Origin of the sequence: Streptomyces triticisoli, from assembly GCF_003270085.1 — a bacterium.
GTDB classification, from domain to species: Bacteria; Actinomycetota; Actinomycetes; order Streptomycetales; family Streptomycetaceae; genus Streptomyces; species Streptomyces triticisoli.
Window position 1 is genome coordinate 16,703 of sequence record NZ_QFDQ01000279.1, and the last position, 11,803, is coordinate 28,505.

Below are 11,803 nucleotides of genomic sequence, written 5' to 3' on the forward strand. Positions count from 1 at the left end.
CTCACACCACCCGTGTCGCCCCCGCGAACGGCATCTCGTCGAGAGGGGCCAGGCGGACCGGGGCCGAGGGGTTCGGGGCGTGGATCATCTGGCCGTTGCCCACGTAGAGACCGACGTGGCTGATTCCGGAGTAGAAGAACACCAGGTCGCCGGGGCGGAGTTCGGAGCGTGGGACGCGGCGGCCCGCGTTGATCTGGGCGTAGGTGGTGCGGGGGAGCGAGATGCCGGCGGAGCGGTAGGCCGCCTGGGTCAGGCCCGAGCAGTCGAAGGCGTCGGGCCCGGTCGCGCCCCACACATAGGGGCTGCCGAGCTTGTCGTAGGCGTAGGCGACGGCAGCCGCCGCCCGGGGGCTGGTGGCGCCGGGTGCGGTGCGGGCGTCGGCGCGGGTGGCGTGTCCGATGCCCCCGTTCTCGCCGATCGTCGCGCGCTGGCGCGGGGACAGGCGGGACAGCAGCCGCCGGGCCTCGTCCAGTTTGGTGGTGACCGTCTTCTTCTGCCGGCGCAGTTCCGCCTGCCGTGACCTGAACGAGGTCAGTTCCACGTGCGCGTCCCCGCGCAGCTGGTCGATCTCCCTCAGCTGCCTGTGCACGTCGGCCACGGCAGCCGTCTGCCGGGCGCCCGCCCGCTCGGCGAACGCGGCTCCTTCCAGGTAGTGCCGCGGGTCGTCGGAGAGCAGCAGCCGCACCACGGGGTCGATCCCGCCGTCCCGGTACTGTGCCGCGGCGATCGAACCCAGTGCGTCCCGCGCGGAGTTGAGTTTCTCCTGCTTGCGGGCGGCCTCGTCGCCCAGCGTCCGCAGCCGCTTCTCGGCCGCGTCCGCCTTCTCCTGAGCGGCGTTGTACTTCTCGGTGGCTGTCTCCGCCTCCTGGTACAGCTTGTCCACCTCGGCCTTGACCTGCTCCGGCGTGAGCTGCGGCGCGGCCTGCCCGGTGCCGTTGAAGCCGGACGCCGTCGCGGCGCCCGCGAGGGCGATCGTGGCGGCCGTCCGGACCGTGCTGCCGCCGAGCGGATGCCGGCTGGGCCTGCGGTGCGCTGCCACGTGGAGGGTCACGTCCCTTCGTCCGGCCCCCGTGGGGGCGGGTGCGCGTCCGGCGGCGGCCCGCACAGGGGGAGCGGGCCACCGCCGGATCTTCTCAGCGGTGGTGCCCGGCTGCCGTCCCCGGCCAGGGCGGCGGTGGGGAGCCGGACACCTGGGGGAGGACGCTAAATCGCTCCGAGACGGCCCGGTGACGTCATGTACGGAAGTGGCGCGAGGGAGGCGTCGGATGACCGTATGCGACCGGGAACCGGACACAAGCGTGCCGCCTTCACGCGGTGCGATGACCGATGCGGGGTTTCAGGGGCAGGCAGGCCGCGTGAGGTGTTACAGGGACGGGCCGGTGTCCAGGGCGTACGGACCGCTGGCTAGGCTCCGGCCTCATGGACGTACTCACCCATCTCTTTGTCGGTCTGCACATCGTCGGCATCGCCGCGCTGCTCGGCGGGTTCCTCACCCAGATGAAGGCGATGGGCCAGGGCACGGCCCGGTTCGTGCCCGCCATGCTGCACGGCGCGCTGACCATGCTGGTCACCGGCGTCGTCCTGGTCGGGCTCAACGAGGCCGGCGATCACTACGTGAACAACATCAAGATCGGCGTGAAGCTGGCGCTGCTGATCGTGATTCTCGCCCTGGTCTACGTCAAGCGGGACGAGGAGAAGGTGGACAAGGGCATGTTCGGCCTGGTGGGCCTGGCGACCACGGCGAACATCTTCATCGCCGTGCTGTGGACGTGACACTCAGCGCAGCGCCCTGAGTTCCGCGCGCGCGTCCACCACCGCCCCGGCGGCAACCGCCAGCCACGCCGCCACCGCGATCCACAGCAGCACCTCCCCGAGCCCCCGCAACGGGAGGTCCGCGGCGGCCGCGATGGACAGGTTCGCCGCCGCCGTCATGCCCAAGGGGAACACGGTCGACCAGCGGCGTACGTCGTAGCGCAGCCGGGGCCGGACCAGTTCGGCGAGGGCCAGCACGGTGTACCAGCACAGGTCGAGTACGAACAGCGCGAGGGTGACTGTCCGCAGCACACCGCTGTCGTCGTTGTTCCACAGGTACGGGCCACCGCTGCCGACGGCGATCAGCTTCGCGCCGGCGAGCGCCGAGATCGCCAGCGCCCCGCCCGCGACCCAGTGGTCCCCGTGCCCCTCGAGCACCTGCCGCAGGTCGAAGCAGCCCAGCGCGAAGACGTAGAGCGCGAGCCCGAGCCAGAAGAACACCAGTGCCGTGTGCGCCAGCCATGCCGTGGCCTCCGCCTTGGCCAGTGTGGCGCCGAGCACGGCCAGGCCCTCCGTGGCCACGCAGCTCAGGAACACCGCTCCGGGCATGGGCCGCCGGGAGTTGCGGACGACCAGCACGATGAGCCCCGGCCACAGCACGACGGCCAGCGCGAGCAGCGCCTCGGCGAGGGGCTGCCACCCCAGTGCCGAGAAACGGGTGCCGAGCACGGTCGTCGCGGCGACGGCGGTGAGCGCGCCGGGCGTGCCCGCCTCGGCCATCCACCGCGGCCGGTCGCCCAGCAGACGTACGACGAAGTCCGCGGCCAGCGCCAGCCAGGCGACGCAGCCCACCGCGAGGATCACGAGGGACAGCAGTTCGTGGCCCGTCAGGCCCAGCCCGACCGAGACGATGCCGGTGGCCATCACGGCGGCCCCGGCCGCCGGCGGACGCTGCGCCAACCAGACGCGGAAGGGTGAGGTGCCGGGCACGGCCCGATGCTAAGTACCTCCGGCGTGCCGCGCGGGCGGGGCACGCGCGCGGGTGTACGCGAAAGAGCACCCCCTTTTCAGGCTGGGCGCACCACGCGGTGGACGGACGGCTCGCCGTCGTAGGGGAGCGGCTCCTCGCAGACGTAGGCACCGGGTCTCGGGGCGTGGATCATCACGCCGTCGCCGGCGTAGACGCCGACGTGGTCGGTGTCGCCGGAGCCGGAGGGGGAGGTGAGGAAGACGAGGTCGCCCGGCCGCGCCTCGGCGAGCGGCATCGCGGTGCCGGCGTGGGCCTGGTCGTGGGTGGTGCGGGGCAGGGTGACGCCGGCGGCCTTCCACGCGGCCTGGGTGAGACCGGAGCAGTCGTACGACCCGGGGCCCGTCGCACCCCAGACGTACGGCTTGCCGATCTGCGCGCGGGCGAAGGCGAGCGCCTTCTCGGCCTTGGCCGCGTACGCGGAGTCCGACGTGGGCGCGGAGGACGCCGGGCCGGAGGGCGCCGATCCGGAAGGCGCAGATTCGAAGGACGCTGGTCCGGAGGGAGCAGATTCGAACGGCACTGGGCCGGAAGGTGTCGGCCCGGAAGACGTCGGTCCGGAGGGTGTTGGCCCGGACGGCATCGGCCCGGAGGGCGCTGGGCCGGAAGGCGCAGACCCGACCGGCGCCGGTCCGGAGGGCGCAGACCCGAACGGCGCCGGTCCGGAGGGCGCAGGCCCGAACGGTGTTGGTCCGAACGGTGTCGGTCCGGACAGTGCCGTGGGCTCCGGGGTGGGCTCCCGTGTGGGCGGTGCCGACAGCAGCACGCGCGCGTGGGCCAGTTTCTTCTGCATGGCGGCCTTGGCCGCCGCGATGTCGTACTGCGGCCGCGCCGGCGGCTCGGGGGTCCGGGGCGCCTTCCGCGGTCGCGGAGGCGCGGCCGGCTGCGCGGCCCGGCTGCCGGCCAGACCCTCGTGGCGCGCGTTGAGCCGGCTCATCACCCGGGCCTGGTCGAAGTAGCCCTGCGGGGTCTTTGTGAGCAGCAGGGCGGCGGTCTCGGAGGCGGTGTCACCGGCACGGTACGGGGCCGCCGTGAACGCACCCAGCTTCTGGCGTGCCTTGCTGAGCACGTCGGTGCGCCTGGTGACGTCGTCGAGCAGCGCCGCGACCCGCCCGCGCTGCCGTGCCTGCTTCTCCTGCTTCTCCTGTTTCTCTTGCTTCTCCTGGGCGGTCTGCCGCGCGGTCGCGGAACCGGCGCGGCCGTACAGGTAGTCGAGCTTCTTCTCGACCTCTTCGGGACTCGGCCTGCCGCCGTCGTCCGAGGGGGCGGTCCCCGAGGTCTGGGAGACCAGGGCCACCGAGGCCGGGGCGGGGGTGGCCGATGCGGTGGTGCGCGTGCCCATTGCGCGCGTGGCCGCGGGATGCGCCTTGCGGTGCGACGCCAAGGGGGGCGACTCCTTCCGTCGTCCGCCTGCCGGGTCGGCTCACGGCTCGGCGGAGGCCGCATCGTCCGGCGACGTTCACCGGCGGGGGGTCGTGCGGTCGGACGGCACGCTAACCAACTTGTGTTACTTGTGTGAAGTTCAGTGCGCGGTATGTCCGATACAGTTCCGATATGTTTTCGTGACCTCGCTGCCGGTGCGGTTTCGGGGGAGGGCGCGGCCCGGTGGAACCGGTCGTCTTTCCGGGGCGGCCGCGGGATGTCGGTGGAGCGCCCTAGACTCGTAGAGCGATGAGCAGCCTCTTTGACGACAGCTTCCTGGCGGATCTCCAGGCCCCGCGCGGCCACGAGGGGGAGCCCCCGCCACCGCCCGAGGACGATCATGCTCCGGAGCCGATTCCGGACGATCTGTTCGGCGGGAAGTTCGACCTGCCCCCGGACCCGGACGCCTACGAGCGGGAGGCCTACTACCGCGACGGCGCCCACCGCCCGGTCGTGGACCCGGCCGCGCTCCTGGAAGGGCTGAACGACAACCAGCGCGCCGCCGTCGTCCACTCCGGCTCCCCGCTGCTCATCGTGGCCGGCGCCGGCTCCGGCAAGACCCGTGTGCTCACGCACCGCATCGCCCACCTGCTGGCCGAGCGGGGCGTCCACCCCGGCCAGGTCCTGGCGATCACCTTCACCAACAAGGCCGCCGGCGAGATGAAGGAGCGCGTCGAGCAGCTCGTCGGCCCGCGCGCGAACGCCATGTGGGTGATGACCTTCCACAGCGCGTGCGTGCGCATCCTGCGCAGGGAGTCGAAGAAGCTCGGCTTCACGTCCTCCTTCTCGATCTACGACGCCGCCGACTCCAAGCGCCTGATGGCCCTGGTCTGCCGTGACCTTGACCTCGATCCCAAGCGCTATCCGCCCAAGTCCTTCAGCGCCAAGATCAGCAACCTGAAGAACGAGCTGATCGACGAGGAGGACTTCGCCGCCCAGGCCGCCGACGGTTTCGAGAAGACCCTCGCCCAGGCCTACGCCCTCTACCAGTCGCGGCTGCGCGAGGCCAACGCCCTCGACTTCGACGACCTGATCATGACGACGGTCAACCTGCTGCGCGCCTTCCCCGACGTCGCCGAGCACTACCGCCGCCGCTTCCGGCACGTCCTCGTCGACGAGTACCAGGACACCAACCACGCGCAGTACGCCCTCGTGCGGGAACTCGTCGGCACCACCGAGGACGACCACCTCCAGCCCGCCGAGCTGTGCGTGGTCGGTGACGCCGACCAGTCCATCTACGCCTTCCGCGGCGCGACCATCCGCAACATCCTCCAGTTCGAGGAGGACTACCCGGACGCGACGACGATCCTGCTGGAGCAGAACTACCGCTCCACGCAGACGATCCTGTCCGCCGCCAACGCGGTCATCGAGCGCAACGAGTCCCGCCGCCCGAAGAACCTGTGGACCAACGCCGGCGCGGGCGCCCGCATCACCGGGTACGTCGCCGACACCGAGCACGACGAGGCACAGTTCGTCGCCGACGAGATAGACCGTCTCACCGACGCGGGCGAGGCCAAGGCCGGTGACGTCGCCGTCTTCTACCGCACCAACGCGCAGTCCCGTGTCTTCGAAGAGGTCTTCATCCGCGTCGGCCTGCCCTACAAGGTCGTCGGCGGCGTCCGCTTCTACGAGCGCAAGGAGGTCCGGGACGTCCTGGCCTACCTGCGCGTGCTGGCCAACCCCGAGGACTCCGTTCCGCTGCGGCGCATCCTCAACGTGCCCAAGCGGGGCATCGGCGAGCGCGCCGAGGCGATGATCGACGCCCTCGCCCAGCGCGAACGGATCAGCTTCCCGCAGGCGCTGCGCCGCGTCGACGAGGCGTACGGCATGGCCGCGCGCTCCACGAACGCCGTCAAGCGGTTCAACACGCTGATGGAGGACCTGCGGACGATCGCCGAGTCCGGCGCCGGACCGGCCACGGTCCTGGAAGCCGTCCTCGAACGCACCGGATACCTGGCCGAGTTGCAGGCATCCACCGACCCGCAGGACGAGACCCGCATCGAGAACCTCCAGGAACTCGCCGCCGTCGCCCTGGAGTTCGAGCAGGAGCGCGGGGAGGGCGAGTCGGTCGCGCTGTCCGACTTCCTGGAGCAGGTCGCCCTGGTCGCCGACTCCGACCAGATCCCCGACGAGGACGAGAGCGACGGGGTCATCACGCTGATGACCCTGCACACCGCCAAGGGCCTGGAGTTCCCGGTGGTCTTCCTCACCGGAATGGAGGACGGCGTCTTCCCGCACATGCGCGCCCTCGGCCAGACCAAGGAGCTGGAGGAGGAGCGGCGCCTGGCCTACGTCGGCATCACGCGCGCGCGGGAGCGGCTGTATCTGACGCGCTCGGCGATGCGCAGCGCGTGGGGGCAGCCGTCGTACAACCCGCCCTCACGCTTCCTGGAGGAGATCCCGCCGACGCACGTGGACTGGAAGCGGACGGGCGGCTCGGCGCCCCTGTCCTCCGGTCCCGCGTCCGGAGTCGCGGCCTCGCTGTCGTCGTCCCGGTCCCGCTCCTCGGCTTCCGGCGCCTCCGGGTTCGCCACCCGCCGTACCGCGGAGAAGCCGGTGGTGTCCCTCGCCGTCGGCGACCGGGTCACGCACGACCAGTTCGGCCTGGGCACGGTGGTCGCGGTCAAGGGCACCGGCAGCAACGCCGAGGCGACGATCGACTTCGGCGACGCCAAACCCAAGCGGCTGCTGCTGCGGTACGCGCCGGTGGAGAAGCTGTAGCGGGGACCTACGTCGGGTTGATGCCGTGGCTGCGCAGCCACGCCAGCGGGTCGATGGGCGACCCCCCGGCGCGCCTGACCTCGAAGTGCAGGTGCGGGCCGGTGGAGTTGCCGGAGTTCCCGGAGTAGGCGATCGGCTCTCCGGCCTTGACCGGCGTACCCGAGGGGACCCGGTAGCTGGAGAGGTGGCAGTACCACGTCTCCGTGCCGTCCATCGCGGTCACGATCATCATGTTGCCGTACGCGCTGTTCCACTCCGTGCGGACCGTGCCGTCGGTGGCGGCCATCACCGTCGTCCCGTACGAGACGGGGAAGTCGATGCCGGTGTGCACGGACATCCAGTTCACGCCGGCCTGGCCGAAGTAGGCGCTGAGTCCTCTCGGCAGGACGGGAAGGGCGAACTTGGGGCGCAGCCGCTCCTTGCGGGCCGCCTCCTCCGCCGCCTTCTTCAGCTCGGCTGCCTGCTGCGCCTGGAGGTCGATGCGCTCCTGGTAGCGGCTGGCCCGGCCGGCGAAGTCGTTCGCACCCGCGGACACGCCCCGCAACTGGGTGTCCAGCTTCGCGTTGGCGGTGGATGCCTTCACCGTGGGCGCGTCGGCCGCGGCCGACGAGGTGTCCTTGTCGTCGTCGGTCAGTCCGCCCACGGAGGCGGCGGCGATACCCGCGACGCCCATCACACAGACCGAGGGCACGGCCACCGTGAGCAGCGCGGAGCGCTTGGCCGGGGGACGGCGACGGGAGCGGCCGGCGCTGCGGGAGGCAGCTCGTGAGGCCGGGGCCGGGCCGGGAGCCGGGGTGACCTCTTCCTCGTCGTCGAGCAGCTGCGGGATCGCGGGCATCTCGCCGGTGGCTGCGAAGTCCTCTGCCACCGGGGGGGTTTCGCCGTGCTGCTCGTGCGGGTCGGGCTCGTCGAAGTCCTCGGCGGCCGTGGTGGCGCCGTCGCTGTTCCACTGCGTGGCGTCGTATGCGCCGGTGTCGAAGGCCTGCGTGCCCCAGTCCCACTGCTGGGTGCCGTCGGCGGCCTGCTGGTCCGGCTGCAACCAGGCGCTCGCGTCCCACTGGCCGCTGGTGTCGACGGGCCCGGACTGATGGGGTACGGCGGCCGGTTGCTGGTAGCCCGTCGTCCAGGCGGTCGTGTCGTACGCGCCGGTGTCGTAGGCGCCGGTGTCGTAGGCGGCGTGGTGCTGAGTTGCGTACGGGTCGTGGTGCGGCGTCTGGTGGCTGCCCGTGGACCAGTGGGTGGTGCCATAGGCGCCCGTGGTGTGGGTGCCGTGGGACGGGAGGTCACCGAAGAGGGGGTCGGCCGGGAAACTCCCCGTGCCGTAGGTGCCGGTCTGAAAACCGGTGGCGCCGTAGTCGCCGTAGGTGGTGAAGTCGCCGTACGCGGCTTCCTGTGCGTCGTACGACGCGTAGGGCGTCGAGGCGGTATCGGAAGCCGGAGCCGGGGCGGCCACGCCCCCCGACGGGTGACGGTCGTTCACCAACTTCTCTTTCGCCTCGACAACAGGGGCTGGCAGAGCAGTGCGGTGACTGTACCCGGCGGTATGCGGACGCGACAATCTTCGGCAGGTTTCCCGAACGCGGGAAACGGGCATTCAGCCGTGTTTCGCCGGTCTGTCGACAGGACCTTGGCTTTTTGTTCGAGATTTGTTCGACTCGTGTTGTGCCGTCACGCCACTGTCAGACCGTCGGCGCGCGCGACGGACGGGTCGCCGGGCCGCGCGGTGTCGAGCGCCTGTCGTATCCCGGTCGCGACGGCGGGATGCACCGGCAGGGCGAGATGTCCGATCCCGCTCACCTGGACGTTCTCCACCCGCAGATCCGGGTGGTCGATGCAGGCCGACTCCAGCGGGTCCATCAGGTGGTCGAGGTCGCTCCAGAAGCTCACGAACTGCGTACGGCAGCCCGGTGCCGGTCGGGACAGCTCCTCGATCAGCTCGGAGCCGGGGCGCATCTGGCGCACGATCGGGTGGGCGTTGGCCAGCGGCGCCACCCGGGTGCCGGAGTGCGGGGTGCCGAGGGTGACGAGGGTGCGGACCCGCAGGTCGCCACCGAGCCGCTGCACGTAGTAGCGGGCGATCAGTCCGCCGAGGCTGTGCCCGACCACATCGACCTGCCTGCTGTCGGTGCGCTCGCAGATCTCCTCTATGTGCCGGCCGAGCAGTTCGGCCGCGGTGCGGATGTCACAGGTCAGCGGAGAGTAGTTGAGGGACTCCACCCGCTGCCGGCCGTGCTGGGCGAGGTTGCGGCGCAGCAGGACGAACACCGAGCGGTTGTCGATGAAACCGTGCAGCAGCACGACCGGGGGCTTGGAATCCGTCGGCAGCTGGGTGGCGCCGTGCGGCGCGGGCAGCCGGCCGGGCTGGCACCGGCGCTCCTGGACGATGCCCGCGGGGTACAGGAGAAGGTGTCCCGCGAGGATCGCGAACTCCAGGGCGGTCGCCTTCAGGAGGGCCAGCGAGAGTCCCGCGAGCCTGCACGGGAGCAGGCGCTGGCAGAGCGGAAGAATGGGGTCTGCGACCTGGGTGACCTTCATGGCCGACCTCCTGTCGGCACGTGGGAGGACGGCTCCGTCCCCCGTGTGCCCTCATGGGCAGTCGCGGCGGGGGCGGTCGGCCGGGCAGACCGCGCGCTGCCGTGCCGTGCCCGCCCCGGGTGCCCTTCGTGCCCTCGCCGATCCGCCGTACCACCGAGGCGCGTGGCCCGCGGCGCGATGGTGCGACGACCTCGTTGCGGCTCCCGTTGCGCTGGTTCCCGCTGCGCGGGTCCCCTTTGCCCGCAGAGTCCGGAGGAGTGCCTCACCGTGTGATTTCCCCCTCCCTCCGCGCCATGAAACTGCCGGTTGCGGGATGCTGGGGATAACGTTCGTTCACTTCCCCGGACGGTGTGGTGCGGGGTGTCCGTCCCGCTTGTGCGGTACTCGTCGGTACGGATGGATGGAGTCGCTTCATGGAGGCAGTGATGAGTGTGGCAGCCGGTCCGATCCGCGTGGTGGTGGCCAAGCCGGGGCTCGACGGCCACGACCGGGGCGCCAAGGTGATCGCGCGCGCCCTGCGCGACGCCGGTATGGAGGTCATCTACACCGGGCTCCACCAGACCCCGGAACAGATCGTCGACACGGCGATCCAGGAGGACGCCGACGCGATCGGGCTGTCCATCCTCTCCGGGGCGCACAACACACTCTTCGCCGCCGTGATCGACCTGCTCCGGGAGCGCGACGCGGAGGACATCGTGGTCTTCGGCGGCGGGATCATCCCCGAGGCGGACGTCCCCCCGCTGAAGGAGAAGGGCGTCGCGGAGATCTTCACCCCGGGTGCGACCACCCAGTCGATCGTGGACTGGGTCCGTGCGAACGTCCGGGAGCCGGCGGAGGCGTAGTACCTCCGGCAGCCGGACAAGGACGGCCACGTCGGGCCGAAGGGGGACCTGGGGGCGCAGCCCCCAGGGACGGCCCCGGCAGCCCACGGTGCCCGTCAGCCGACCTGGGCCGAACCCAGCTCCTCGGCCATGGCGGAGCGCAGCCGCAACGTGGTCACCAGCCGCTGGAACGCCTCCGCCCAGTACCCTCCGGCCCCGGGCGACGCGTTCTCCGCCTCGTCCGGAACCGCCAGCAGGCCGTCCAGCCGACCCGCCTCCGCGGGATCCAGGCACCGCTCGGCCAGCCCCATCACTCCACTGAAACTCCATGGGTAACTCCCTGCGTCCCGCGCGATGTTGAGCGCGTCGACCACTGCCCGTCCGAGCGGGGCCGCCCACGGCACCGCGCACACTCCGAGCAGCTGGAAAGCCTCGGACAGCCCGTGTGCCGCGATGAACCCGGCCACCCAGTCGGCCCGTTCGGCGGAGTCCAGCGTGCCGAGCAGCTTGGCGCGCTCGGCCAGGGACACCGCGCCCGGCCCGCCGGCCTCGGGCGCCGCGGGCGCCCCGAGGAGAGCCCGCGCCCACGGGGCGTCCCACTGCCGTACCGCCGCCCGGCACCAGGCGGCGTGCAGTTCGCCCTGCCAGTCGTCCGCGACCGGCAGCGCCACGATCTCCCGCGCCGTCCGCCCGCCCAGCCGCGCGTGCCACGTCCCGAGCGGTGCCGCCTCGACCAACTGTCCCAGCCACCACGACCGTTCGCCGCGTCCCGTCGGCGCCTTGGGGACGACACCGTCGCGCTCCATGCCCGCGTCGCACTCGTGCGGCGCCTCGACGACGACCGTCGGCGTCCCACGCGTGTGGTCCACGGCCACGCAGGCCCCGGCCCGGGCCGCCATACGCGCGGCGAGCGCCGACCCGGGCAGCGCCGAGAGCAACTCGGCGGCCGTGGCCCGTACGTTGCGGCTGCGGTCGGACAGGGCCTGCTCCAGGAACGGCTCGTCGTCCGGGCCCAGGCCCGTCCGCAGCGAGTCGAGGAACATCAGCCGGTCCTCGGCCCGCTCGGTGGCCCAGGTGGCGGCGAGCAGTTCGCGCGCGTCCGCGGGCCTGTGCGCGCGTATCGCCGCCAGCAGCGCGACCCGCTCCGCGAACAGGCCCTCCTCCCACAGCCTCCGGACGCGGTCCGCGTCCTTTGCCCCGGGCAGCGCGGTGCCACCGCCCGGGGCGGCCCGCAGGGCGAACCGCCAGTCCGGGTTGAACCGGGCGAGCCACAGCGCGCGCGGGCCGCCGAAGGCCAGTGCGGCCGGACGCAGGTCCGTGCGGCCCCGGGCCGCGTCCAGCAGGGCGGGAAGCGCCTCCGGGGGAGCGGCGTACCCGCGCGCGTTGGCCGCCGCGAGCCACTGGGGGAGCAGTTCCATGAGGTCGGGCGCCGTGCCCCTGCGGCCACCGCCCGCCGTGCCGGGCCGGTCGGCCAGCAGCATGGCGAGCCTGCGGGCCGCCGCGGCGGGCAGCGGCGGACGAAGGT

At 72.1% G+C, this 11,803-nt stretch carries 9 protein-coding genes; 3 read left to right on the forward strand and 6 right to left on the reverse strand.

From position 1 onward, the window contains the following. Position 1 precedes the first annotated feature (1 nt). Positions 2 to 1,039, reverse strand: coding sequence for a C40 family peptidase (locus DEP02_RS31595; protein ID WP_198668687.1), 1,038 nt, complete (start codon positions 1,037 to 1,039; stop codon positions 2 to 4). Between the two features lie 380 nt (positions 1,040 to 1,419). Here DEP02_RS31595 and DEP02_RS31600 point away from each other — a divergent pair, with 380 nt between their 5' ends. Further along, positions 1,420 to 1,773: a hypothetical protein gene (locus DEP02_RS31600; protein ID WP_112471100.1), complete on the forward strand. Its 354-nt coding sequence runs from the start codon at positions 1,420 to 1,422 to the stop codon at positions 1,771 to 1,773. 3 nt (positions 1,774 to 1,776) lie between these two features. Here DEP02_RS31600 and DEP02_RS31605 read toward each other — a convergent pair whose 3' ends face one another. Further along, positions 1,777 to 2,742, reverse strand: a complete 966-nt coding sequence (locus DEP02_RS31605) for a tellurite resistance/C4-dicarboxylate transporter family protein (protein ID WP_112471101.1) — start codon at positions 2,740 to 2,742, stop codon at positions 1,777 to 1,779. 77 nt (positions 2,743 to 2,819) lie between these two features. Next, the gene (locus tag DEP02_RS35170; RefSeq protein ID WP_232839364.1) at positions 2,820 to 4,163 is read right to left on the reverse strand and encodes a C40 family peptidase; all 1,344 of its coding nucleotides are present in this window, start codon (positions 4,161 to 4,163) and stop codon (positions 2,820 to 2,822) included. A 287-nt stretch (positions 4,164 to 4,450) separates the two neighbouring features. On the opposite strand from DEP02_RS35170, the gene pcrA reads away from it, so the two are divergent. Further along, positions 4,451 to 6,922 carry a DNA helicase PcrA gene (gene pcrA, locus DEP02_RS31615; RefSeq protein ID WP_112471102.1) on the forward strand — a complete coding sequence of 824 codons (2,472 nt, stop codon included), beginning with the start codon at positions 4,451 to 4,453 and terminating at the stop codon, positions 6,920 to 6,922. A 7-nt stretch (positions 6,923 to 6,929) separates the two neighbouring features. On the opposite strand, the gene DEP02_RS31620 is transcribed toward pcrA, so the two are convergent. Both DEP02_RS31620 and DEP02_RS31625 read right to left on the reverse strand, forming a co-directional pair. Then, positions 6,930 to 8,516, reverse strand: a complete 1,587-nt coding sequence (locus DEP02_RS31620) for a M23 family metallopeptidase (protein WP_112471103.1) — start codon at positions 8,514 to 8,516, stop codon at positions 6,930 to 6,932. A gap of 74 nt (positions 8,517 to 8,590) precedes the next feature. Next, a complete protein-coding gene (locus tag DEP02_RS31625) occupies positions 8,591 to 9,457 on the reverse strand; it encodes an esterase/lipase family protein (RefSeq protein WP_112471104.1) in 867 nt (288 codons plus the stop codon). Positions 9,458 to 9,882: 425 nt separating this feature from the next. Here DEP02_RS31625 and icmB point away from each other — a divergent pair, with 425 nt between their 5' ends. Further along, positions 9,883 to 10,299, forward strand: a complete 417-nt coding sequence (gene icmB / locus DEP02_RS31630) for a coenzyme B12-dependent isobutyryl CoA mutase small subunit (RefSeq protein ID WP_112471105.1) — start codon at positions 9,883 to 9,885, stop codon at positions 10,297 to 10,299. Positions 10,300 to 10,394: 95 nt separating this feature from the next. On the opposite strand, the gene DEP02_RS31635 is transcribed toward icmB, so the two are convergent. Beyond that, positions 10,395 to 11,803, reverse strand: a 1,409-nt coding sequence (locus tag DEP02_RS31635; protein ID WP_112471109.1) for a DUF5691 domain-containing protein, incomplete at its 5' end; no start/stop codon positions are given.

Excerpts from the sequence above, each read along its gene's own strand:
- DEP02_RS31600 (WP_112471100.1), top strand. The coding sequence starts at position 1,420 with ATGGACGTACTCACCCATCTCTTTGTCGGTCTGCACATCGTCGGCATC.
- pcrA (WP_112471102.1), top strand. The coding sequence starts at position 4,451 with ATGAGCAGCCTCTTTGACGACAGCTTCCTGGCGGATCTCCAGGCCCCG.
- DEP02_RS31620 (WP_112471103.1), bottom strand. The coding sequence starts at position 8,516 with ATGCCCGTTTCCCGCGTTCGGGAAACCTGCCGAAGATTGTCGCGTCCG.
- DEP02_RS31625 (WP_112471104.1), bottom strand. The coding sequence starts at position 9,457 with ATGAAGGTCACCCAGGTCGCAGACCCCATTCTTCCGCTCTGCCAGCGC.
- icmB (WP_112471105.1), top strand. The coding sequence starts at position 9,883 with ATGAGTGTGGCAGCCGGTCCGATCCGCGTGGTGGTGGCCAAGCCGGGG.